We start from the raw sequence: 22,767 nt of genomic DNA, 5'->3' as shown, positions 1-22,767 counted from the left end.
CTTTGCCTTCTTTCTTGTGCGCCAAGAAAACGAAGTTTCGGCGCAGCCAAAGAAGGTCGCCCGCCGGGGCGAACTCCCGGCATAGTGCTGAACGAGCAGATGCACCGAGGCGCGCCAAATTCAAAAGAAACTTAAAGAAGGGGTCAAGTCTCGCCCACACGGTCAAGCCCCGACGCCGGAAGCCACCCCGCAAAGGACGTATGCTCCCGCACCTGGAGAAGACCCCAACCATGCCAAGAAAACTCAAACCCTTGCTTGCCTTGCTCACCGCCGCCTTGCTCATCAGCCAGGCCGCTCACGCCACGCCCCCGACGAAGAACAGCGTCAAAAAGACGCCCACCAAGACTGTCGCCACAGCCCCGGCGAAGAAAAAGCCCGGCGCAAAACCTGTAGCAGCAACGCCTTCGGCAGCCGCGGCCAAGCCAACAGCTGCGGCAGGCGTCAAGGCCAATCCCCGCAGCGGCGCAGAAATTTTGGCCCAATCGCCCGACAGCCATTGGCGCGGGCTGGACCCCGAGAACACGCTGCTGATGGAATTGACCCAAGGCCAGGTCAAGGGTCAAGTCTTGATCGAGCTGGCGCCGCGCTTCGCACCGCTGCACACGCTCAATATCCGTGCGCTGGCCCACGGGGGCTTTTATGACGGCCTGGCCGTCGTACGCGTGCAAGACAACTTTGTCGCGCAATGGGGTGACCCCCATGCCGACGACCCGGCCCTGGCCAAGCCGCTGGGTGCGGCTGCGCCCAAATTGCCGGCAGAGTTTTCCGTCCCGCTCAAAGGTCTGCCCTTGGCCCGCCTGCCAGACCTGGACGGATGGGCCTCGCTAACGGGCTTTGTCGACGGCTTCCCCGTCGCCGCCGACCCCAAGACTGGCCGCGCCTGGCTCGCGCATTGCTATGGAACCGTTGGCGCTGGGCGCAGTGACGCAGTTGATTCCAGCACCGGCGCCGAGCTCTATGCGGTGATTGGACAGGCACCGCGCGGCCTGGACCTGAACATCACCGTGGTCGGCCGGGTTTTGAAAGGCATGGAATTGCTGGCCAGCCTGCAACGTGGCGGCCCGAACATGGGTTTTTACGAGCAAGCCGAACAGCGTCAGCCGATCCAGCGCGTGCGTCTGCTGGCCGATATGCCGCTTGAGGAGCGCCCTGCCCTGCAAGTGCTGCGCACCGACAGCGAGACCTGGACCGAGTTGCTGGCGGCACGGCGCAATCGGGGCGGCTGGTTTGTGCACAACCCCAATCACCTCGATCTGTGCGGCGTCAACCCGCCGACTCGGCCGGCCAAATAGGCGACGAGATAGTCGACGCGACGGTCGCTGAGATAGTCGGCGCAACAATCGCTGCCGGCAAGGCCGGACGGCCCTGCAGCAGTGCAAAAGCGCTGAAGCGCGTTTCCTTTTCCAACTGCACAAAGGCCTCGCCGACCAAGTCCATCAGGCGCTGCGGATCGGCGACTTGGCTGCGGTCGGCGAACATGCTGATCTGGATTTGCCCGGCGTAGGACATCAGCGCGAAGCCAACGCCCATGGTGCCCGCCTGCGGCACCCAGCAGATCGCGTCTTGCAGCCGCGCGCCGGCCAAAAAGCGCGGCTGCGGCGGGCCCTCCACATTGGTCAGGACCACCGAGCCTTTGGAGGTAAAGAGCTTGAGCACCCAGCGCTGCAGCGCGGCCGGCAAATAGCCACTCAAGCTCAAGAAGAACATCGTCGCGTGCGGCTGATGCGAAGCCTTGATGGCCCTCATGCGCGCGCTGGCAAGCGCGAGGCGATCCAAGGCGCGGGCGGCGTCGCTGGGCAGGTCAACAGCCACCAGGCCAAAATGATTGCCCAGCAAAAACGCATCGGCCTTGTTGCGCAGATTGAAGGTGACCGCTGCGCGCAGCGCTCGCTGGGCCGCAGGCTCCCCGCGCTCCTGCAGATAGGCACGCAGCGCACCCGCCACCGCCGCCACCCACACATCATTGACGGTGGCTTGCATGCTTTTGGCGATGCTGCGCACCAGATCGAGCTGCATCGCGGGCAGCTGCAACATGCATTTATCGGCGCTCAGCGGCCGTTTCAGGGAACTGCGGCTATCCGGTATCAACAAAGCCAAACGGGCCAGCTGCGCGGTTATGCGAGTCCAAAAAACCAGCCGGTGCATGCGTTTGCAAAGTGTGGGATGGGCTTGCGGCTGCGCATAGGCCGGATGCCATTCCAGCGCCGCCTGGCCAGCGTGGCCCATGCTGTCATCGGTCAGATGCTTCAACACATGAACGAGGCCTAGGCCGTCGGTGATGCAATGGTGCAGGCGAAACACGATCGCAAAACCGCCACCGACGCGGGTCAAGACCTGCATATGCCAAAGCGGCCTGTCCTTGGCCAGGGGCAGCAAGGCCTGCAACCCCAGCAAGGCTTGCAGTTGAGACTCGCTCACCGCTGCCGCCCCGGCATCAAATTGCACATGCCGTGCAATCTCAAAGTCAGGATCTTGAACCCAAAAGGCTTGAGGCAAAGAGAAGCGGCCACGCCGCCTCAGCTGCACCCGCTGCGTAAACCTGGCGTAGTTGGGCAGGCGCTGAGCGATCGTGCGCCGCAGCGCGTCAAAGTCCAGCGCCCCCTCGAACATCAACACGCTGTTGATGACCATCAAATTGCTGACCCCGTCCATGCGGAACCAGCAATAGTCACGCCGCGACATCGGCTCATCAGCGCCCTGGCCGACCTTGTCGCACGGCTTTTGCTCCAGCATCTTGACGCCTCTTGTTCGGCTTGTTTTTGCAGCTGCCGATGATGGCGGCAGCTGAGCCGAGGCGACCGACTTTGCAAGCCAAGCTATTGGCTTTGCATACCCTCCATTCGGAGAGGCGGGAAAGCCCTTGTCAAGCCAGCGCGCGGCGCAATCGGTCGCTGAGCAAATCCACCAAGGCCACCAGCAGCAGCATCGCGGCCAGGATGGTGGCGGTCTTGTTCATATGGAACAAGCCCATATGAAAGCCCAGCAGCTGGCCCAGGCCGCCCGCTCCCACCACGCCCAGCACGGCGGCCGCGCGAATATTGTTCTCCCAGCGGTACAAGGTGTAGCTGATCAACTGCGGCAAGACCTGCGGCAGCGTCGCATACAAAAATACCCGCAAGTTGCCGGCCCCCTGCACGCGCAAGGCAAAACCTGGCCCTTCGCTGCAGTTCTCGATCGCCTCGGCGAACAGCCGCCCCAACACGCCCGTGGTGTGTGCGGCCAAGGCCAAAGTGCCTGCAAACGGCCCCAGGCCGGCCGAGATCAAGAGCAGGCTAGCCCAGACCAACTCCGGTACCGCGCGCAAGGCATTCAAGAGCCAGCGCGTCGGGCGCCGCGCCAGCGCCGAATCCTGGCCATGCAAGCGCGCCGCACCCAAGGCCAGCAGCAGCCCCGCACATGCAGCAATCAAGCTGCCCAGCGCAGACATCGCCAAGGTCTCCAGCGAGGCAAAAGCCACCTTGGCAACAAAAGGCAGGCTCAGATCGGGCGGAAAAAACTCCGCCACAAAGCGCCCCATGCTGCGCGCAGCCTCGAGTGAAAACATCTGCGCCCATTGCAGATCAAGCGTGGCAAAGCTCGCCAGCACCAAGCCCAGCAAAGCCAAGCATGCAGCCAAGCCACGCCGGCCTATGCTCAGCCGCGCTTGCGGGTAAGGCTTCACCGCAGCGCCCCTCTGAGCGCGGCGCTGATGGTGTCGGCCAGGGCGACCAAGAACACAAACACCAGCAGCATCGTGGCCACCTCGGCGCCATTGAACATCTTCATAGACGCGTCGATCTGTTGGCCCAGGCCGCCGGCGCCGACAAAGCCCAGCACCACCGAGGAGCGAATCGCGCATTCCCAGCGGTAGACGGTGTAACTGCTGAGTTCGGCGGCATTTTGAGGCAGTAATGCGTAGAAAAATGCCTGCATGCGCCCAGCGCCATTGCGCAGTAGGATACGCGTGGACTCGGTGTCGCCGCTCTCCAAGATTTCCGCATAGACCTTGCCCAACATACCCGCGTAACTGAGCGCAATCGCCAGCACGCCGGCGGTGACGCCCAGGCCCACCACCCGCACAAAGATCAAGGCCCAGACCAGCTCCGGTACGCTGCGCAACAGTACCAACAGCCAACGGGTGCCCAAGCGCAGTGCAGCAGGCCCCTGAGCCATGCGGCCACTCAGGGCCGAGACCGAGAGGCTGCGCGTGGCCAGCAGCCCCAGCGGCACGGCGCCCAACAAAGCCAAACTGATGCCGGCAGTGGCCATCGCCACCGTGCGCCAAGCCTCAAGTGCCACCATGCGCAAAAACTCAAGTTCGAGTTTGGGCGGGAAAAAGTCCGCCAAAAATCGCGCCGTGACGGCCAAACTCTGCGGCTCCAACAATATCCAAGGGCGGAACTCGGTCAGCACCGCCAGCGGCCACAGCAAGGCCACGGCCGCGCCCAGCCAGAACACGCGCCCCCGCCAAGCGGGGTCGCGTGATGGCACTGCGCCGGCCGAGGACGATCCGCTCAACGACACACCATCTGCGGCAAGGGTGGCGGAGCAGGCAAGGCTTGCTCCGGCATTTGCCCGGACGCCAGTTCAAGTTCGTGCTGGGCATACAGCTGCGCCAGCAAGGCCGGGGTGACTTCATTCGCAGGCAGGTCGAACAAGACCTGACCCTGGCGCAAGCCAATGATGCGCGGGAAATGCGCCAGAGCCATCTCCACATGATGCAGCGAGGCCAGCAGGGTCACGCCGCGCCGGCGCGCCTCCTGCACCAAGGCTTGCGCGACCAAGCTCGTGCGCATCGGGTCCAAGGCGGAGAGGGGCTCATCCAGCAGCCACAGCTTGGCCGGACTGACCCAAGCCCTTGCCAGCCCGACCCGCTGGCGCTCACCGCCGGAGAGTCGGTCCACGCGCTCGAACAGCTTGTCTTCCAGATCGAAGGCGGCCAGCGCGGCGTGAGCAGCACCAATATCGACCGGATAGAGCAGCGAGCGCAGACTGCGCCTGAAACTCCAGCCCGGCAAGCAGCCGGCCAGAACCGCCGTCACCACTCTTTGCCTGGGCGGCAAAGGTGGCACTTGCGGCGCCAAAAACAGCCGGCCACGCAGGGCCCGCAAGTCGCCGGACCCCAAGCGCCAGGGACTGCTGCCATCGAGTTCGTACTGACCCGCCAGCGGCCGCAAAGCGCAGGCCAGCAGTTGCAAGAGCGTGGTCTTGCCGGCCCCGGAAGGCCCGATCACCGCGACAGCTTCCCCCGCCTCGACGCTCAAACTCAGGCCACGCAAGACCGGCGCCCGAGCAGCGCCCGCAGCCAGGGGCGCTGCGTCTACGGCGCAAAGCGACAGCTTCAAATCAGCAAACTCGCGTCAAAGCAGGCCGGCGCTGTGCGCGGCGGCCTCAATGCCCTTGTAGTTGTCGGGCTGGGTGGGGATAAACCGCGTCGCGCGCTGCAAGTCAAGAATTTCCTTGCCGGCGGCGTCATCGCGGCTCAGACTCAAAAAAGCCTTGGTGATTTTTTCGCGCTGCGCCGCAGGCATATCGGCATGCACGGTCCAGTTGTAGTCGTAATAAGAAGGCGTGGTGTAGAACACCCTCACCCGCTCGGTATCGACCTTTTTATCGGCCACAAACTTCTCCCACACCGAGATATTCAATGCGCCGGCCTGGACCTTGCCGGCGGCAACTGCGGCGATGGTGGCGTCATGCGCGCCGCTATAGGCGACCCGGCGGAAATCCTTGTCCGGATTCAAGCCCGCTTGAAGCACAAAGCTGCGCGGCATCAAGTGGCCGGAGGTTGAGCTCTGCGAGCCAAAAGACACGTCCTTGCCCTTCAGGTCAGCCAAGCTCTTGATGGCGGGATCAGACGTGATGAAGACCGAGCGGAATTTGCTGTCTTCCTCGCGCTGCACCAAGGGCAGCATCTTGCCGCCCGAGCGCGCATTGGCCTGCACAAAGGTAAAGCCACCGAACCAGGCCAGATCAACCTTCTTGTTGACCAGAGCCTCGACGGCCGCCGCATAGTCGGTCACCGGCGTGAACTCGACCTTGACGCCCAACTGGGCCTCCAGGTAGCGCATCAGTGGTGCAGCCTTGCGGGCCAACTCGGTCGGTGACTCGTCGGGGATGGCGGTGACACGGAACACTTGGGCCTGCGCCTGCGCGGACAGGCCCGCAAAGGCCAACACAGCCGCAACGAGGGTTTGGTTCAGATGGCGACGATTGACGACAGACATGGCTCACTCCAAAAAGAATTCTCAGCCGGCATTGGAACTCAAGTTGGCAGGGCGTGCCCAAAGTCCGCGCGGAAGGCCACGCGAAAACCAATCGCCTTCGCCTTGCCGCAGATGACAACACGGTGTGAACAACACAAGGATCCGGCTATGCTGACCGCTGTCCACCCTCCCCCACAAGCTCAACAGATCCCTTCAAGCATGACCATCTCTAAGCCTGAACCCCGCTTGACCTCGCTCTCCCATGGCGGCGGCTGCGGCTGCAAGATTGCACCCGGCCTGCTGTCCGAAATTCTCAAAGGCACGACCGGTTTCCCCATCCCACCCGAGCTGATGGTGGGCATCGAAACTGCCGACGATGCGGCCGTCTACAAGCTCAATGACGAACAGGCGTTGATAGCCACCACTGACTTCTTCATGCCCATCGTCGATGACCCCTTCGACTTCGGTCGCATTGCCGCCACCAATGCAATCAGCGATGTCTATGCGATGGGCGGGCGGCCCATCATGGCCTTGGCTCTGGTCGGCATGCCCATCAATGTGCTGTCGACCCAGACGATTGGCCGCATTCTGGAGGGCGGTGCCTCGGTCTGCCGCGCGGCGGGCATCCCGATTGCGGGCGGCCACACGATCGACTCGGTCGAGCCGATCTACGGCCTGGTGGCGCTGGGCCTGGTGCACCCGAGCCGGGTCAAGCGCAATGCCGACGCGCAGCCGGGCGATGTCTTGGTGCTGGGCAAGCCGCTGGGCGTTGGCATTATGTCGGCGGCACTCAAAAAAGATTTGCTCGGCGAGCAAGGCTATGCGCGGATGATTTCCGTTACGACGAAATTGAACACGCCGGGGCCGGACCTGGCGACGCTGGACGGCGTGCATGCGCTGACCGATGTGACCGGCTTTGGCCTGGCCGGCCACGCGCTGGAATTGGCGCGCGGTGCCGGCTGCGATGTCTGGCTGGAATGGGAGCAGGTGCCCTTGCTGCCGGGCGTGGCGGACTTGGCGGCACAAGGCATCGTCACCGGTGCGTCGGGGCGCAACTGGGCCGCTTATGGGCACGATATTCATCTGCCGGCGGAGTTCTCCAGCATGGCGCGGGCCCTGCTGAGCGACCCCCAGACCAGCGGCGGCCTCTTGGTTTCTTGCGCGCCGGAGGCGGTGGACGCGGTGCTGGACACCTTCAGGCGGCATGGCTTTGAGGACGCCGTCGCGGTGGGCTGCATTGCCAAAGCGCTGGACAAACCGGGGCAGCTTCGAATAGGCTAGCAGCAAAGATCGACGGTAGCCCCCTGCGCATCGAAGTTATGCGAATTCCAAGGAGTGACGATGAAGATTTCCACGCGCTTGCTGCTGTTGCTGGCCATTTTTTCATTGGCATTGCTGCTCGTCGGCGGGCTTGGCCTCTACGGTATTTCCAGCTCCAACGCCTCGCTGAAAACCGTTTATGAAGACCGCACCATCACGGCCGTGCAAATCGGCCAGATCGAGTCCATGGTGGTCAGCAACCGCCTGGCGATTACCACCGCGCTGGCGGACCAAACCCCGCAAACGGTGCGAGCCGCGATCAACACGGTCGAGGCCAATATCGCCACCATTACCAAGCTCTGGGATGCTTATCTGCTGACCTATCTGACGCCTGAGGAGGCCCGTTTGGCCAAGACGTGGGGCGCGGATCGCAAACAGTTCGTACAACAAGGCTTGCTGCCGGCGGTGGAGGCCTTGAAGGCCGATGACATGCCGACGGTGGAAAAGCTGGTCAAGACCGCGCTGCCGGCGCTGTTTGCGCCGGTCAAAACTGGGGCCGAGGCCTTGATGCAATTGCAAATCGATGTGGCAAAGCAGGAATACGACGAGGCTGCGGCGCGCTACTCGACGATCCGCTGGGCATCAATCGTCGCAATTGTGTTGGGCCTGGGCATTTCCGGCCTGATTGGCTGGCTGACTATCCGCGCCATCAGCCATGCTTTGGGGGCGGAGCCGGCCGAGGCCGCTGCGGTCACCGAACGCGTCGGCTCCGGTGATTTGAGTCAGCCCCTGAACTTGCGCTCCGGCGACCACAGCAGCCTGATGGCCAGGCTCAAGGCCATGCAGGACAACCTCACCCAAGTCGTCAGCACGGTGCGCCAGGGGGCCGAGCAAGTGGCCACCTCCAGCGCCGAGATTGCGCAGGGTAATTTGGACCTGAGTGCCCGCACCGAGCAACAAGCCAGCGCCTTGGAGCAGACCGCCGCGTCGATGGAGCAGCTCGGCGCCACCGTCAGGCAAAACGCCGAAAGCACACGCCACGCCAACCAACTGGCCGCCAGCGCCTCAAGCATTGCCATCGAGGGCGGCAATATCGTCGGACAGGTGGTGGAGACGATGAAGGGCATCAATGAGAGCTCGCGCAAGATATCGGACATCATCTCGGTCATCGACGGCATCGCTTTTCAGACCAATATCCTGGCGCTGAATGCGGCCGTCGAAGCAGCCCGTGCGGGGGAGCAAGGGCGCGGTTTTGCCGTGGTCGCCAGCGAGGTGCGCAGCTTGGCGGGCCGTTCGGCCGAGGCGGCCAAGGAGATCAAGAGCCTGATCAATGACAGTGTTGAGCGGGTAGAGGCGGGCACACAACTGGTCGACCAGGCCGGCGTGACGATGGGCGAGGTGGTTAGCTCGATCAAACGCGTCACCGACATCATGGGCGAAATCAGCTCGGCCAGCAAAGAGCAGGCCAGCGGCGTGGCTCAGGTCGGCGAGGCGGTCACACAGATGGATCACACGACCCAACAAAACGCGGCCTTGGTGGAAGAAATGGCCGCCTCCGCCAGCAGCTTGCGGCTGCAGGCCGATGACTTGGTCGCCACCGTTGCCGTGTTTCGCTTGCGCTGAGCATTGAACGCCCAGAAAAAAAGCGCCGCCAGCGATCATTCACTGGCGGCGTTTTTTTTGATTCAAAGGCCGACAAGAGCGGCCCATCCGTTCCTCAGTCCAGCAAACGGATCTCCACCCGGCGGGCTTCGTCGGCAGTGCCGTCGGCCAGGGTCGACTCAGGCTTGCGCAGCAAGATGCGGCCAGCGTCCACACCAGCGGCGGTCAGCACCGAGCGCGTCGCGATGGCGCGTTGCTTGGCCAACTCGGCATTCTTGGCCGCGTCGCCACTGGCGTCATGAAAACCGGCGATAACGATCTTGCGCGCTGGTGCGGCCATCAAGGCTTCCATCGCACGGGCCAGGTCGGGGGCGGCCTCAACCGGCACGGTAGCTTCGGCAAAACCGAAGTGCACGGTCGCCAGCAACTCGCCACTCAGCGGCGCGTCGTACAGATCCGCATCGGACATGGCGGCCACGGCCACAGGTGCGGGGGCCGCACGGTGACGCTGCTTGATCAGTACGTAAGAAGTGATGCTGACCAGCAAAATTGCGATGACAAGGCCAACAAGCCACAGGGCAATGCGTTCGTTGTCGTCTTGTTTGTCGGAAGAAGCCATTGTGAAAATCTCCAGGATTAAGGGAATCAGATCAATCGAAAAGGTTCAATTCGAGTCGGGGCGGATTCTAACGGGCGCAATGGGGAACGCCCGCGAGGCGGGCGTTAGTTTGGATCAGTTGGCTTGCGACAGAAGGGTTCTGTGATCACCCACATCGCTGCGCGACATGAGTGATCCCTAACCCAGCCAAGCGCCTTTGGCGCTGACGACTGCTGCGCAGGCGTCTCTTGGATCAGTTGGCTTCCGACACATGGGTTCTGTGATCACCCACATCGCTGCGCGATATGAGTGATCCCTAACCCAGCCATGCGCCTTTGGCGCTGACGACTGCTGCGCAGGCGTCTCTTGGATCAGTTGGCTTCCGACAACTGATCCAAGATGGCTGGGTTCTGGTGATCACATCACGCGGCTAGCCGCGTGAGTGCTCCCCGAATCCTGCACGCGCCTGTGGCGCCGGCGCGAGCTGCGCTCGCGCATCCTTGATCAATTGGCTTCCGACAATTGATCAAGGATTGCAGGATTCTCCAAAGTACTCGTGTCTTGCGTGACAGCCTCACCCTTAGCGACCGAGCGCAAGAGGCGACGCATGATCTTGCCGGAACGGGTCTTTGGCAGGTTGTCCCCGAAGCGAATGTCCTTGGGCTTGGCGATCGGGCCGATCTCCTTGGCCACCCAATCACGCAACTGTTTGGCAATCGCTTTGGCTTCGTCTCCCGTTGGGCGGGCGCGCTTGAGCACCACGAAGGCACAGATGGCCTCGCCGGTGGTGTCATCGGGGCGACCCACCACCGCCGCTTCGGCCACCAGCTCGGTGCAGCTGACCAGGGCAGATTCGATTTCCATCGTGCCCATGCGGTGACCCGACACGTTCAAGACATCATCGATTCGGCCGGTGATGGTGAAGTAACCCGTTTCCGCATCGCGGATCGCACCGTCGCCGGCCAGGTAATAACCCTTCAACTCCTCGGGGTAGTAGCTCTTCTTGAAACGCTCGGGGTCGTTGTAAATCGTGCGGATCATCGAAGGCCAAGGCTTCTTGACAACCAGAATGCCGCCCTGCCCGTTGGGCACATCATTGCCCATCTCATCGACGATGGCCGTCGTGATACCGGGGAATGGCAGCGTGCAAGAACCCGGCACCAAGGGTGTGGCACCCGGCAGCGGCGTGATCATGTGGCCGCCGGTTTCGGTCTGCCAGAAGGTGTCGACAATCGGGCAGCGGCCACCACCGATGTGCTTGTGGTACCACTCCCAGGCGGCAGGATTGATAGGCTCGCCGACCGAGCCCAGCAAGCGCAAACTGCTCAGATCATAACGGTCGGGATGCACGGCAGCATTGCCTTCCGCAGCTTTGATCAAAGAGCGGATCGCCGTCGGTGCCGTGTAGAAGATCGACACCTTGTGCTTGGCGATCGTCTCCCAGAAGCGGCCGGCGTCCGGATAGGTGGGCACGCCTTCGAAGACGATCTCGGTGCCGCCCAGCGCCAAAGGCCCATAGGTGATGTAGCTGTGGCCCGTGACCCAGCCGATATCGGCCGTGCACCAGAACACATCGTTGTCCTTCAGATCAAAGGTCCACTTGGTCGTCAGCGCCGCGTGCAGCAAATAGCCGCCGCTGGAATGCTGCACACCCTTGGGCTTGCCGGTCGAGCCCGAGGTGTAGAGCAAGAACAAGGGGTGCTCGGCCTCGACCCACTCAGGCTCGCAAGTCATTGGCTTGCCTGCCAACTCTTCATGCAGCCAGTGATCACGCCCTTCGACCCAGCCAATCTCGCCGCCGGTGCGCTTATAAACAATCACGTCCTTCAGCGTTGGGCAAACGCCACCCTCCAGCGCCTCGTCCACGATGGCCTTCAAAGGCAGGGCTTTGCCGCCGCGCAGTTGCTCGTCGGCGGTGATCACCATCACCGCGCCGGCGTCTTGCACCCGGTCACGCAGGCTCTGCGCAGAGAAGCCGCCGAACACCACCGAGTGAATCGCGCCGATGCGGGCGCAAGCCTGCATGGCTGCCACGCCTTCGACCGACATCGACATATAGATGACCACGCGGTCACCCTTCTTGACGCCACGTGCCTTAAGCACATTGGCCAGTTGCGAGACGCGGCCGAGCAACTCGCTGTAAGTGACCTTGGTTGATGAACCATCATCGGCCTCGAAGATGATCGCGACCTTATCACCCAAGCCACGCTCGACATTGCGATCCAGGCAGTTGTAGGACACGTTCAGCCGGCCGTCTTCGAACCACTTGAAGAACGGTGCCTCGCTGTCGTTGAGCACCTTGGTGAACGGCGTCTGCCAAGTCACAAACTCGCGTGCCAAACGCCCCCAATAGCCCTGGTAATCGGCCTCGGATTCATCCACCAAAGCCTGGTAGCCGGACATGCCTTTGACATTGGCCTGTTCTTGCCAAGCAGCGCTGGGCAGATAAAGTTCGTTCTGACTCATGATGTGATTCCTCTGACAGGAGCGGATTACAAGAAGGACTTAACTTGGACAACTGGGCGCTACTGTGCGTCTTGTCTCTGACGAAGCGCTTACTCTAACGTGGTAAATGCCTGTACCTTGGCCTCGAATTTTCACTGAGGCGCAATAGAATCCGCCTCAAACTCCGACACCCCCGAGGAAACCCGATGTCCACCCCAACACCTCCGACCCGCTTGATGCGTCCCTTGTCCAACCTGATTTTTGCCAGCCGCTGGTTGCAAGTGCCGCTGTATCTGGGTTTGATCCTGGCCCAAGCCGTCTACGTCTTTCAGTTCTGGACCGAGTTGGTGCATTTGATCGAGGCCGCTTTCGGCAACACCGAGGCGCTCAATATTCTCGTCAAGAGCATCGGCTACCAGTCCGCCTTGGCGCCGGCCAAGTTGAATGAAACCATTCTGATGCTGGTGGTGCTGGGCCTGATCGACGTGGTGATGATCTCCAACTTGTTGATCATGGTGATCGTGGGCGGCTACGAAACCTTTGTGTCGCGCATGGGCCTGGAAGACCACCCCGACCAGCCCGAGTGGCTCAGCCATGTCAACGCATCGGTGTTGAAGGTCAAGTTGGCCACAGCCATCATCGGCATCTCGTCGATTCACCTGCTCAAGACTTTCATCAACGCCGAAAACTACACCGAGAAGACGCTGATGTGGCAGACCATGATTCACTTCACTTTCTTGCTCTCGGCCTTGGCGATTGCCTACACCGACAAATTGCTGAGTGGCCCCAGCAATAGCAAAGCTCACTGAAAAGCTCAAAGCCAGATGTTGACGCTCGGATTCTTCTTGCTCGGACTGATCGCCTTGGTCTGTGGCGCCGAGTTGCTTGTACGCGGCGCCAGCAAGCTGGCCTTGTCGGCGGGCATCTCACCCTTGGTGGTGGGCTTGACCGTGGTTTCTATGGGCACCAGCGCGCCGGAGGTTGCGGTGTCTATCGGCGCCGCTCTGGACGGCCTGCCCGACCTCGCCATCGGCAATGTGGTCGGCAGCAATATTTTCAATGTGCTGTTCATTCTGGGCATCTCAGCCCTGATCGTGCCCTTGACCGTGCACGCGCAGGTGATTCGCCAAGAGGTGCCGGTGATGATAGGCGCCTCGCTGCTGCTGCTGGCCTTGGGGCTGGACGGGCGGCTGAGCATCAACGACGGTTTGTTGATGATGGCGCTGTTCTTGGCCTATACCGTGCTGCTGGTGCGGCAGTCGCGGCGCGAGTCGAAAGAGACGCAGGCGGAGTTCACCGAAGAAATGCCGGCCGAGGCCAATTGGGACAAGCATTGGGCGGTGCAAATTTTGCTGATCGCGGTGGGTCTGGGCCTGCTGGTGCTGGGCTCGGGCTGGCTGGTGGATGCGGCCATCACGGTGGCCAAGAGCCTGGGCGTTAGCGATTTGGTGATTGGCCTGACGATCGTGGCGGCCGGCACTTCGATGCCGGAGGTCGCCACGTCCATCATGGCAGCCATCCGAGGTCAGCGCGACATCGCCATCGGCAACGTCGTGGGCAGCAATATCTTCAACATCCTGGGTTGCCTGGGCCTGACCGCGCTGATCGCGCCGGCCAGCGTGCCGGTGGCCGATTCGGTGCTGAACTTCGATATCTGGGTGATGCTCGTGGTGGCGCTGGCCTGCCTGCCGGTGATGCTCAGCGGGCGCGAGATCGCACGCTGGGAAGGCTTCATCTTCATCGGCTACTACGTCGCCTACACCGCCTATTTGATCTTGATGAGTCAGCAGCATGACGCCCTGCCCATGTTCAGCAATGTGATGCTGATGTTCTTCCTGCCGCTGACCGTGCTGACCCTGATTGCCAGCTTGCTTCGCAAGCCGGCCAGCAACAAGGCCTGATGTAGAGGGTGAGAATTTTTGTAGCGAGCGGCCGTCAGGCTAGGCGGCCGAAGCGCAGGAACCGGAGCGTACTTGCTGTACGTGAGGATTCCGAGCATTCGGCCAACGCCGCATGGGGGTTGCGCAGTAAAAAGTTCTCACACTCTCAATTCAAGGCCGCGGCTGCCCTGGCGGCAGCCCGGCCTTGGAGGGCAAGCGCAAATGCAGCGCCGCCTTGGCCAAGAGATTGGCCGAGACCGGCGCGGTGATAAACAAGAACAGCGTGATCAACAGTTCTTGCAGGCCAAATTGGCCTTGCGTCCAGTGATAGATCAGACTGGCCAGCAAAACGCCGCCAACCCCCAAGGTGGTGGCCTTGGTGGGCGCATGCAAACGCATGAAGAAGTCCGGGAAGCGCAACATGCCGATCGCGCCGATCAGCGCGAACAAGCCGCCGATGATCAAGAACAGGCTGATGGCAACTTGCGCCAGCCCGTGGATTTCAAGGTTAGCCATGGTCTCGCTTACTCCAATTTACTCCAGCACATCGCCGCGACTGAGGTAGCGCGCCAGCGCCACCGTTGACGCAAAACCCAAGAGCGCAATGATCATTGCCGCCTCGAACAACAGGCCGCTGCCTTCGCGCAGCCCCTGCAAGACCACTAGCGCGACGACATTGACATACATGGTGTCGAGCGCCAGCACGCGGTCAGTGACTGTCGGCCCGACCAGCAAGCGCCAGCCGGTCAGCAGCAGCGCCAAACCGACCGCGCCAGTGGCGAAATTCAGCGCCCAGGCCAGCAGCGGCCAATCAAAAAACAAATGCGTCGTCATTCAAATATCTCCAGCAAAGGCTGCTCATAGCGCTGCTTGATCTGCGCGGCCATCTCTTGCGCATCAATGCAGTCCAGCGCGTGCACCCAGATTTCATGGGCTTCGTCATCGACCACACAAGACACCGTGCCCGGCGTGGTGGTGATGATGGTCGCCAGCAGCATGATGGGGCCGGGCTGACGCAAGGCCAGCGGCACGCGCACCCAAGCCGGCTGGGGTTTGGCGGATGGCCCCAGCACCAGGCGTGCCACGGTCACGTTGGAAACCACGATATCCCACAGCACGATCAGGCCAAAGCGCAGCACCAGCGCCCAGCGTTTGGGCCGCATGGCCGGGCCCAAGAGGCCGTGCAGCAAACGCGGCAGCGCCACACTCAACAGCGCGGCCATCAGCACATGCGCAAAGCTCAGGCTTTGCTGCAAAAGCAGCCAGACCAGGAAAAGCAAGACCGACAGGGCTGGATGGCTGAACCACGCCTTGCCCGCAAGAAGCGCATCCTTTTTCATGGCTTCACCTCCTGCAGAGGAACGGGTTTGCTCGGCTCAAGATAGGGCCGAGTTGTCGGCTGACTGCCCGGCTCTCCATAAGCGCCCAGCACCGCCGCCGCATAGGCTGCGCGGTCGCTCAATTGCACGGCTGCCGCTTGGGTATAACGCTGAATCGGCGCGGCAGCCAGGCTGAGCAGCACGCTTGCACCCAGCAAGCTGCAAGTCGCCCAGACCAGCTTGGGGCTGCCGCCGGCACTGACATTGGCCGGCAGGTCCTGGCGCACATGCCAGAACAAAATGCTGCCCGCCCGGGCCAGGCCCAAAAGCGTGAAAAAGCCCACCAGCAGCAACACCGTCCAGACCAAGGGCGCCCAGGCATGGCTGCTGGCCGCCTCCAGCAGCATCAGCTTGCCGATAAAGCCCGGCAGCGGCGGCAAGCCCGCAGCGGACGCTGCGGCCAACAACATCATCAAGCCCAGCAGCGTCGGCTGCGCCACCGGCGCGGCGGGCAGCAACTGCCCATCCGCATCACCGCGCTGCGCCGCCACCAACTCGGCCAACAAAAACAAGGCCGCAATCACCAAGGTGCTGTTGAGCATGTAGTAAAACGCCGCACCCCAGGCCGCACTTCCGTACAAGCCCAGGCCGGCCAACACCGTCCCTACCGACACCACGGTCAACCAGGCCACCAAACGCGCCAAGGTCTTGGCCGCCAAAGCCCCCAAAACCGCCAACACACTGGTAGCCAGCGCCAGCGGCAGCAGAATCGGCGCCACCGCAAAAGCACTCGCCCCGCCGCTGTCGCCAAACACCACGCCGTGCACGCGAACGATCGCATACACACCCACCTTGGTCATGATGGCAAACAAGGCCGCCACCGGCGGGCTGGACGCCGCGTAGGTCGCGGGCAACCACATGGCCAGCGGCATCAGCGCCGCTTTGAAGCCGAACACCACCAGCAACAGCATCGCCGCCACCTGCAACACGGCCGCGTCGGGCGCGGCAACTGCCGGCACCCGCAGCGCCAAGTCAGCCATATTGAGCGTGCCGGTCTTGGCGTAAATCAGCGCCAGGCCGATCAAGAACAGCGCCGAGGCGGCCAGGTTCAAGACCACGTAATGCAGGCCGACCCGGAAGCGCTCGGCCCCTTGGCCATGCACCATCAACACATAGGATGCGATCAGCAAGACCTCGAAGAAGACGAAGAGATTGAACAAATCGCCGGTCACGAAGGCGCCGTTCAAACCCATCAGCTGAAACTGGAACAGCGCGTGGAAATAGCGCCCATGGGCGTCCCAGCCGCCGGTGGCGTACCACAGCACCGGCAGCGCCACACAAGCGCTCAAGAGCAGCATCAGGGCGCCCAGCCGGTCGACCAGCAAAATGATGCCGAACGGCGCCGGCCAGTCGCCCAGCCGGTAGGTGATCAGCTCACCTTGAGCGGCGCGCATGACCAAGACCACGGCCAAAAGCAGACCCAGGGCGGCAGAAGCCATGCCGATGCGGCGCGCCCACAAGAGCTTGTGATGGCCATGCCCGCCGTGGCTGTCACCGCCGTGATCGCCCAGCAGCAGCAAGGCCACAGCGGTCAGCGCCGGCAGCAAAACGGGCAAAACCGCCAAATGTTGAAAAAACCAAGGTTGAAAGAACCAAGTCTGATCAAACCAATTCATCGCGTGCCCTCTTCCGCAACGCCGTCGACATGGTCGCTGCCGTTTTCATGCCGGCTGCGCAGCGCCAACTCGATCACAAAGCCGGTGGTGGCAAAGCCGATCACGATGGCCGTCAGCACCAAGGCTTGCGGCAAGGGGTCCGCCACCAAGGCGGCACGCTGACCCAATATCGGCGCGGCACCGCTCCACAAGCGCCCCATGGCGAAGATGAACACATTGACCGCGTAACCAATCACACTCAAACCCAGCACGACCGAAAAACTGCGCCCGCGCAGCAGCAAATAAATGCCGCAGGCCGTCACCCAGCCAATGCCGCTGGCGAGCAAAAACTCCATAGAAATCGTCATTTGCCGCCTCCCCGCGTCACTGCTTTGCGCCCGTCTTTGCTGGCCGAGCCCAACACCGACAGCATCAACATCGTTGCCCCCACCACCGTGATGTAGACACCCAGATCAAACAGCGCCGCCGTGGCCAAGGGCAGCTCTCCAATCAAGGGCAGGCTGGGGTGGCCATGCGCGCTGCTCAAAAACGGCCGGCCGAACAAGAAGGCGCCCACGCCGGTCAGCCAGGCGATCAAGAGCCCGACGCCTATCCAGCGCACATAACGCCGGCCTCCTTGGGCATGCATCAAGGCTTCGGCCCGCTGCTGACCGTTCGCCATATATTGCAAAACCAAGGCCACGCCAGTCACCAGGCCGGCGATGAAACCCCCGCCGGGCAAGTTGTGGCCGCGCCAATAGATGTAGGCCGAAGCCATCAAGGCCAGCGGCAGCACCAGCCGCGCCACCACCCGCAGCATCAAGGGCTCGCGGGCATAACTCCAGGGCCGACCGGCGCCGTCCGTCTTGGGGCGCTTGACCCGAAAGCCGTCCAGCAAGGCCAGCACGCCGACGGCCGCAATCCCCAGCACGGTGATTTCGCCAAAAGTGTCATAGCCGCGGAAATCAACCAGGATCACATTGACCACATTGGCGCCGCCGCCGCCCGCCAGGGCGTTCTCCAGGAAGTACCAAGAGATGGACTCATGGTCACGGGTCAGCATCAGCCAGCTCAACCATGCCATGCCGCCGCCCCCGAGCAAGGCCAGCAAGGCATCACGGCCGCGCCGCAAGGAACTGGATTCGATCTTGCCGGCCTGCGGCAGCAAGGCCAGGCCCATCAAAAGCAAAGCGGTAGACACCACATCGACCGACAGCTGCGTCAGCGCCAGATCGGGCGCCGACAAGGCCAAAAACGCCATCGAACACACCAGCCCAACGCCACCGGCCAGAATCACCGCCACAAAGCGCTGCCGGTGCATCAAGACCAGCGCCAAGCCCATCAGGATCAAGAGCAGCCAAACACCGATCGCCAAGGGCGGCGCCGCCAGCAGTTCACGCGAGCCGGTCGTCAGCCCCTCGCTGCGCAGCAAAGGCCAGGCCGACAAAGCAATGGCCGTGGCCACCATCCAGGCCGCATAGCGCTGCAGCGAGCCGTTTTCCAGCCTGCGCGTGCAGCGCCCGGCCAGGCCGAACAAGCCATCGATCGTGGCATGAAACATCGCCTTGGCACTGAGGGGCCCGGGCAAGTAACGATGCAGCCGCCCGCCTCTCATCAAGCCAAAGTACAGCAGCGCGCCGCCGGCCACTGCAATCACGCTCATCAACAAGGGCAAGTTCAGGCCATGCCAGAGGGCGAACTGGAAAGCAGGTGCGGGCTCACCCAACATCGCACCGGCCGCCGCCTGCACCAAAGGCGCCGCCAGCCACATCGGCGCCAAGCCGATGGCAATACACAGAGCCACCAAGACCAGCACCGGCAGCTTCATGCCCCAGGGCGGCTCATGCGGGTGAGCTTGAGGCAACTCACGCGCCGGGCCGTTGAAGAAAACGTCGTGCACCAGGCGCAGCGAATACGCCACCGAACACAGCCCCCCCAGCGTCGCCAAAACCGGAATCGCCCATGACAGCGAACCCCAAAAGCCGGCATGCAGTGCCTGCTCCAGCATCAACTCCTTGGACAAGAAGCCATTGAAGGGCGGCACACCGGCCATCGCAGCCGCCGCCAGCAAACCCAGACTGCCAACCCAGGGCATCAACTTCATCAGGCCGCCGAGCCGGCGCATATCGCGCGTGCCGGTTTCATGATCAACAATGCCGGCCGTCATGAACAGCGCCGCCTTGAAACAGGCATGGTTGAGGACGTGAAACACCGCCACCACCGCGGACATTGGCGTTCCCAAGCCGATCATGAAGGTGATGAAGCCCAGGTGGCTGATGGTCGAATAAGCCAGCAGCCCCTTCAAATCATGTTTGAAGATCGCCACAAAGGCGGCGAACACCATGGTCGCCAGACCGACACTGGCCACCACCCCTTCAAACAGCACCGTGCCGCCCAGAACCGGGTACAGCCGGGCCAGCAAAAACAGCCCCGCTTTGACCATGGTGGCCGAGTGCAAATAGGCCGACACCGGCGTCGGCGCCGCCATCGCCTCGGGCAACCAAAAGTGGAAGGGCAGTTGCGCGCTCTTGCTGAAGGCACCCACCAAAATCAAGCCCAAGGCTAGCGGGTAACGGGGGTCGGCCTGCACCAAGTCGCGCTGGGTCAACATTTGGCCCAAGTCATAGCTGCCGCAGATCTGGCCCAGCACGATCACGCCGGCCAGCAGCACCAGGCCGCCACCACCGGTCACCGCCAGCGCCATGCGGGCGCCCTGCCGAGCTTCTTCCTTGTGGCCCCAATAGCCGACCAACAAGAAGGAAGAAATGCTGGTCAGCTCCCAGAACACCACCAGCAACAAGAGGTTATCGGACAGCGCGATGCCCAGCATCGCCGCCATGAACAGCATCAGCTGGCTGTAGAACTTGCCCTTGGGGTCGTCGGCACTGAGGTAGAAGGCGGCGTAAACAATGATCAGCAGGCCGATGCCAGTGATCAGGCCGGCAAATAACAGCGACAGGCCATCCAGGCGCAAGCCCAGATTCATGCCGATCGCCGGCACCCAGTCGACATGACTGAGCAAGACCTGACCCCGCAGCACCTCGGGCGCAGCCGACAGCAGCAAGCCAAACACCGCAGCGGTGATCAAGCCGGCCGCTAAAGCAGGCGCTTGAGGCCGGCTTTTGAAACCTCCCAACCAGCCACACAGCACAGTGCCTAGCAACAGGGGCAAAAGGACAACCGTAGCGAGCAGCAGGTTCATCGGTCAAAAGAAGATTTTGAGGGCGGCCGATTGTAGGAGCCAGCTCCATAAGCCGAGCTGAAAGCCGGCCGCAAGACGGTTTCAGTAAACTGACGCCAGTTTCATCCCTCCTTGGACCCCGCCCCACCATGTCTACTTCGATCAAATACAGCGACTTCGTTGAAAGCGTCGCCGGCGCGCTGCAATACATCAGCTACTACCACCCGGCCGATTACATCGCCCATCTGGCGCGCGCTTACGAGCGCGAGCAGTCGGCCGCCGCCAAGGACGCGATCGCGCAGATCCTCACCAACTCGAAAATGTGCGCCGAGGGCCGCCGCCCGATTTGCCAGGACACCGGCATCGTCAATGTGTTCCTGAAGGTCGGCATGAATGTGCGCTGGGAAGGCTTCCCCGGCTCGCTCGAGGACGCGGTCAACCAAGGCGTGCGCCAGGCCTATAACTTCGCAGACAACAAGCTGCGCGCCTCGGTCTTGAACGACCCGATCTTCGAGCGCAAGAACACCAAGGACAACACGCCGGCGGTCATCAGCGTGCAAATCGTGCCCGGCAACACCGTCGACGTGATGGTCGCGGCCAAGGGCGGCGGCTCGGAGAACAAGAGCAAGTTCGTGATGATGAATCCGAACGACTCCATCGTCGACTGGGTGCTCAAGACCGTGCCGCTGATGGGTGCGGGCTGGTGCCCGCCCGGCATGCTGGGTCTGGGCGTCGGCGGCACGGCCGAAAAAGCGATGCTGATGGCCAAAGAGGCCTTGATGGAAGACATCGACATGTATGAACTGCTGGCGCGTGGCCCGCAGAACAAACTCGAAGAGCTGCGCATCGAGCTGTATGAGAAGGTCAATGCGCTGGGCATAGGCGCGCAAGGTCTGGGCGGCCTGACCACGGTCTTGGACATCAAGATCAAGACCTACCCGACGCATGCCGCCTCCAAGCCCGTGGCGATGATCCCTAACTGCGCCGCCACGCGCCACGCGCATTTCGTGCTGGACGGCTCGGGACCTAGCTTCCTGGAGGCCCCGAGCCTGGACCTCTGGCCCGATGTGCATTGGGCGCCCGACTACAACAAGAGCAAGCGCGTCGATCTGAACACCTTGACCAAGGCCGAGGTGGCGAGCTGGAAGCCGGGCGACACGCTCTTGCTGAACGGCAAGATGCTGACCGGCCGTGACGCCGCCCACAAGCGGATTGCCGATATGTTGGCCAAGGGCGAGAAGCTGCCGGTGGACTTCACCAACCGGGTGATTTATTACGTCGGCCCGGTGGACCCGGTGCGCGAGGAGGTGATGGGGCCAGCCGGTCCGACCACCGCCACCCGCATGGACGGCTTCACCCGCATGATGCTGGAGCAAACCGGTCTGATTGCGATGGTCGGCAAGGCCGAGCGCGGGCCGGTCGCGATCGAAGCGATCAAGGACAACGGCTCGGCCTATCTGATGGCCGTCGGCGGCGCCGCCTACCTGGTGTCCAAGGCGATCAAGGCAGCACCGGTGGTTGGCTTTGCCGACCTGGGCATGGAGGCGATCTACGAATTCGACGTCGTCGATATGCCAGTGACCGTGGCGGTGGACGCCGGCGGCACCAGCGCCCATATCACCGGCCCGGCCGAGTGGCAGCAGCGCATTGCCTCGGGTCAGACCTCGGTGATCCCGCTGCAGTCGGTCTAAGCGCAGATTGAGTTGGCGTCAGCGCTACCGCGGCGCCAACTCAGGATTGTCGGGCTCGGGTCTCCTTGAGTCCGATCCCGCAGCCTCCGAAGCCGCCGCCAACAAAACCTGACTCGACGCCCGCACCGCGCGTATTTGCAGCGCGGCGCGCTGGCGCTTTTGGGCCTGCTCGGCCAGCACTTGACTCAGCCTAACACCGTATTTGAGCGACTGCTCCTGCTCTTTCAAGGCTTGGCAAAGAGCCATCGCTGTGCGCAAAAAATCTTCGCGCTGCAGCGGATTCAGGGACACCGAGCGCATCGACAGCATTTCTTGCAAGCGCTGCTGCGCCGACGCCAAGTGGCCGCAGCGCAGATCCAACTCGCACAGCGCGTGGGCGGCCGAGTAATGCAGCACCTCCGAGCTTGAATCGGCCAAGAGCTGCAGACTGTCATGAAACAAACGGCCGGCCTCTTCAAAGCGCTGCGCATTCATCAGCGCATGGCCGACATTGAGCCGCAATATCGCGCGCTGCGCATCCGACATAAAGCTCATATCCAGCAGGCTGTTGGCTTGCTGCGCCAGCGGCAGCAAGCGCATCGAACTGGCCTGCGCCAACAGCGTCTTGCCGCCGGCGAGTAACTCGTCAAATGCCAGCACCCCGGCCATCAAGGCATTGGCAAAGCAGCGCACCAGCGCCGGCCCATTGCCTGATTCTTGCGCCTTGAGCAAAGCCTGCTGATGGACCTGCTCCGCAGTCTCGAACTCGCCCAAATTGGCCTGCACATGGGCAAAAGTAGATAGAGCACTGGCTAGGCTTTCCAGCGGCGCGGCCTGGCTGGCCAATTCGAGCGCACGCAAGGCCAGCGGCAAAGCCTCTTCGGCCAAGCCCGCCGCGCAGGCCGCCAGCGCAGCCTGATTGAGCATGGCGACCTGGCCCGTGGCTTGATTCAATGCAGCGTAATGTTCGGC

General features: G+C 62.5%; 20 protein-coding genes. 6 read left to right on the top strand and 14 right to left on the bottom strand.

The annotated features are described in order from the left end of the window. Positions 1-230 precede the first annotated feature (230 nt). Complete coding sequence (locus LNV08_RS03025) at positions 231-1,292, top strand: peptidylprolyl isomerase (RefSeq protein ID WP_263532157.1); 1,062 nt, start codon at positions 231-233, stop codon at positions 1,290-1,292. Here LNV08_RS03025 and LNV08_RS03020 read toward each other — a convergent pair. From LNV08_RS03020 to LNV08_RS03000, 5 genes are all read right to left on the bottom strand, one after another. After that, positions 1,264-2,733: a WS/DGAT domain-containing protein gene (locus LNV08_RS03020; protein WP_263532156.1), complete on the bottom strand. Its 1,470-nt coding sequence runs from the start codon at positions 2,731-2,733 to the stop codon at positions 1,264-1,266. The genes LNV08_RS03025 and LNV08_RS03020 overlap by 29 nt on opposite strands. 130 nt (positions 2,734-2,863) lie before the next feature. After that, positions 2,864-3,661 carry a phosphonate ABC transporter, permease protein PhnE gene (phnE, locus tag LNV08_RS03015; protein ID WP_263532155.1) on the bottom strand — a complete coding sequence of 266 codons (798 nt, stop codon included), beginning with the start codon at positions 3,659-3,661 and terminating at the stop codon, positions 2,864-2,866. Then, entirely contained in the window at positions 3,658-4,497 is an 840-nt protein-coding gene (locus LNV08_RS03010; protein ID WP_263532154.1) for a PhnE/PtxC family ABC transporter permease, read from the bottom strand. The genes phnE and LNV08_RS03010 overlap by 4 nt, the downstream gene beginning before the upstream one ends. Further along, positions 4,494-5,324 carry a phosphonate ABC transporter ATP-binding protein gene (locus LNV08_RS03005; RefSeq protein WP_414858672.1) on the bottom strand — a complete coding sequence of 277 codons (831 nt, stop codon included), beginning with the start codon at positions 5,322-5,324 and terminating at the stop codon, positions 4,494-4,496. The genes LNV08_RS03010 and LNV08_RS03005 overlap by 4 nt, the downstream gene beginning before the upstream one ends. 15 nt (positions 5,325-5,339) lie before the next feature. After that, entirely contained in the window at positions 5,340-6,206 is an 867-nt protein-coding gene (locus tag LNV08_RS03000; protein WP_263532153.1) for a putative selenate ABC transporter substrate-binding protein, read from the bottom strand. 198 nt (positions 6,207-6,404) lie between these two features. On the opposite strand from LNV08_RS03000, the gene selD reads away from it, so the two are divergent. Then, complete coding sequence (gene selD, locus LNV08_RS02995; protein ID WP_263532152.1) at positions 6,405-7,466, top strand: selenide, water dikinase SelD; 1,062 nt, start codon at positions 6,405-6,407, stop codon at positions 7,464-7,466. Positions 7,467-7,526: 60 nt separating this feature from the next. Further along, positions 7,527-9,068 carry a methyl-accepting chemotaxis protein gene (locus LNV08_RS23045; RefSeq protein ID WP_318014090.1) on the top strand — a complete coding sequence of 514 codons (1,542 nt, stop codon included), beginning with the start codon at positions 7,527-7,529 and terminating at the stop codon, positions 9,066-9,068. A 94-nt stretch (positions 9,069-9,162) separates the two neighbouring features. On the opposite strand, the gene LNV08_RS02980 is transcribed toward LNV08_RS23045, so the two are convergent. After that, positions 9,163-9,666, bottom strand: a complete 504-nt coding sequence (locus LNV08_RS02980; RefSeq protein WP_263532151.1) for an OmpA family protein — start codon at positions 9,664-9,666, stop codon at positions 9,163-9,165. Positions 9,667-10,149: 483 nt separating this feature from the next. After that, on the bottom strand, positions 10,150-12,111 hold the full coding sequence (gene acs / locus LNV08_RS02975) for an acetate--CoA ligase (RefSeq protein WP_263532150.1): 1,962 nt from the start codon (positions 12,109-12,111) through the stop codon (positions 10,150-10,152). A gap of 185 nt (positions 12,112-12,296) precedes the next feature. Here acs and LNV08_RS02970 point away from each other — a divergent pair, with 185 nt between their 5' ends. Together LNV08_RS02970 and LNV08_RS02965 are read left to right on the top strand one after the other, a co-directional pair. Beyond that, a complete protein-coding gene (locus LNV08_RS02970; protein WP_263532149.1) occupies positions 12,297-12,899 on the top strand; it encodes a TIGR00645 family protein in 603 nt (200 codons plus the stop codon). Positions 12,900-12,914: 15 nt separating this feature from the next. Next, entirely contained in the window at positions 12,915-13,991 is a 1,077-nt protein-coding gene (locus tag LNV08_RS02965) for a calcium/sodium antiporter (protein WP_263532148.1), read from the top strand. A gap of 150 nt (positions 13,992-14,141) precedes the next feature. On the opposite strand, the gene LNV08_RS02960 is transcribed toward LNV08_RS02965, so the two are convergent. From LNV08_RS02960 to LNV08_RS02935, 6 genes are read right to left on the bottom strand one after another with little or no spacing between them, the layout of a single operon-like run. Further along, on the bottom strand, positions 14,142-14,486 hold the full coding sequence (locus LNV08_RS02960; protein WP_263532147.1) for a Na+/H+ antiporter subunit G: 345 nt from the start codon (positions 14,484-14,486) through the stop codon (positions 14,142-14,144). An 18-nt stretch (positions 14,487-14,504) separates the two neighbouring features. Continuing rightward, on the bottom strand, positions 14,505-14,804 hold the full coding sequence (locus LNV08_RS02955) for a K+/H+ antiporter subunit F (RefSeq protein ID WP_263532146.1): 300 nt from the start codon (positions 14,802-14,804) through the stop codon (positions 14,505-14,507). Continuing rightward, the gene (locus LNV08_RS02950) at positions 14,801-15,310 is read right to left on the bottom strand and encodes a Na+/H+ antiporter subunit E (protein ID WP_263532145.1); all 510 of its coding nucleotides are present in this window, start codon (positions 15,308-15,310) and stop codon (positions 14,801-14,803) included. Before LNV08_RS02950 ends, LNV08_RS02955 begins: the two co-directional genes overlap by 4 nt. Further along, a complete protein-coding gene (locus LNV08_RS02945) occupies positions 15,307-16,965 on the bottom strand; it encodes a monovalent cation/H+ antiporter subunit D (protein WP_263532144.1) in 1,659 nt (552 codons plus the stop codon). The genes LNV08_RS02950 and LNV08_RS02945 overlap by 4 nt, the downstream gene beginning before the upstream one ends. Continuing rightward, entirely contained in the window at positions 16,962-17,300 is a 339-nt protein-coding gene (locus LNV08_RS02940) for a Na+/H+ antiporter subunit C (protein WP_263532304.1), read from the bottom strand. The genes LNV08_RS02945 and LNV08_RS02940 overlap by 4 nt, the downstream gene beginning before the upstream one ends. 8 nt (positions 17,301-17,308) lie before the next feature. Further along, entirely contained in the window at positions 17,309-20,146 is a 2,838-nt protein-coding gene (locus LNV08_RS02935) for a monovalent cation/H+ antiporter subunit A (protein ID WP_263532143.1), read from the bottom strand. 128 nt (positions 20,147-20,274) lie between these two features. On the opposite strand from LNV08_RS02935, the gene LNV08_RS02930 reads away from it, so the two are divergent. Then, entirely contained in the window at positions 20,275-21,816 is a 1,542-nt protein-coding gene (locus tag LNV08_RS02930) for a fumarate hydratase (protein WP_263532142.1), read from the top strand. Positions 21,817-21,840: 24 nt separating this feature from the next. Here the strand turns inward: LNV08_RS02930 and LNV08_RS02925 are convergent, their stop codons facing one another. Then, positions 21,841-22,749 (bottom strand): hypothetical protein, encoded by a 909-nt coding sequence (locus LNV08_RS02925; RefSeq protein ID WP_263532141.1) that lies wholly within the window; start codon positions 22,747-22,749, stop codon positions 21,841-21,843. Between the last annotated feature and the right edge of the window lie 18 nt (positions 22,750-22,767).

Source organism: Paucibacter sp. TC2R-5 (assembly GCF_025717605.1).
GTDB lineage: Bacteria > Pseudomonadota > Gammaproteobacteria > Burkholderiales > Burkholderiaceae_C > Paucibacter_A > Paucibacter_A albus.
The sequence above is the reverse complement of the archived record's forward strand: the minus strand, read 5'-3'. Positions and strand labels throughout refer to the sequence as shown.

Bases quoted from the DNA above. Each gene is read 5' to 3' on its own strand.
- LNV08_RS03025 (WP_263532157.1), top strand. From the start codon at position 231: ATGCCAAGAAAACTCAAACCCTTGCTTGCCTTGCTCACCGCCGCCTTG.
- LNV08_RS03020 (WP_263532156.1), bottom strand. From the start codon at position 2,733: ATGCTGGAGCAAAAGCCGTGCGACAAGGTCGGCCAGGGCGCTGATGAG.
- LNV08_RS03000 (WP_263532153.1), bottom strand. From the start codon at position 6,206: ATGTCTGTCGTCAATCGTCGCCATCTGAACCAAACCCTCGTTGCGGCT.
- selD (WP_263532152.1), top strand. From the start codon at position 6,405: ATGACCATCTCTAAGCCTGAACCCCGCTTGACCTCGCTCTCCCATGGC.
- LNV08_RS23045 (WP_318014090.1), top strand. From the start codon at position 7,527: ATGAAGATTTCCACGCGCTTGCTGCTGTTGCTGGCCATTTTTTCATTG.
- LNV08_RS02980 (WP_263532151.1), bottom strand. From the start codon at position 9,666: ATGGCTTCTTCCGACAAACAAGACGACAACGAACGCATTGCCCTGTGG.
- acs (WP_263532150.1), bottom strand. From the start codon at position 12,111: ATGAGTCAGAACGAACTTTATCTGCCCAGCGCTGCTTGGCAAGAACAG.
- LNV08_RS02970 (WP_263532149.1), top strand. From the start codon at position 12,297: ATGTCCACCCCAACACCTCCGACCCGCTTGATGCGTCCCTTGTCCAAC.
- LNV08_RS02965 (WP_263532148.1), top strand. From the start codon at position 12,915: ATGTTGACGCTCGGATTCTTCTTGCTCGGACTGATCGCCTTGGTCTGT.
- LNV08_RS02960 (WP_263532147.1), bottom strand. From the start codon at position 14,486: ATGGCTAACCTTGAAATCCACGGGCTGGCGCAAGTTGCCATCAGCCTG.
- LNV08_RS02955 (WP_263532146.1), bottom strand. From the start codon at position 14,804: ATGACGACGCATTTGTTTTTTGATTGGCCGCTGCTGGCCTGGGCGCTG.
- LNV08_RS02950 (WP_263532145.1), bottom strand. From the start codon at position 15,310: ATGAAAAAGGATGCGCTTCTTGCGGGCAAGGCGTGGTTCAGCCATCCA.
- LNV08_RS02945 (WP_263532144.1), bottom strand. From the start codon at position 16,965: ATGAATTGGTTTGATCAGACTTGGTTCTTTCAACCTTGGTTTTTTCAA.
- LNV08_RS02940 (WP_263532304.1), bottom strand. From the start codon at position 17,300: ATGGAGTTTTTGCTCGCCAGCGGCATTGGCTGGGTGACGGCCTGCGGC.
- LNV08_RS02935 (WP_263532143.1), bottom strand. From the start codon at position 20,146: ATGAACCTGCTGCTCGCTACGGTTGTCCTTTTGCCCCTGTTGCTAGGC.
- LNV08_RS02930 (WP_263532142.1), top strand. From the start codon at position 20,275: ATGTCTACTTCGATCAAATACAGCGACTTCGTTGAAAGCGTCGCCGGC.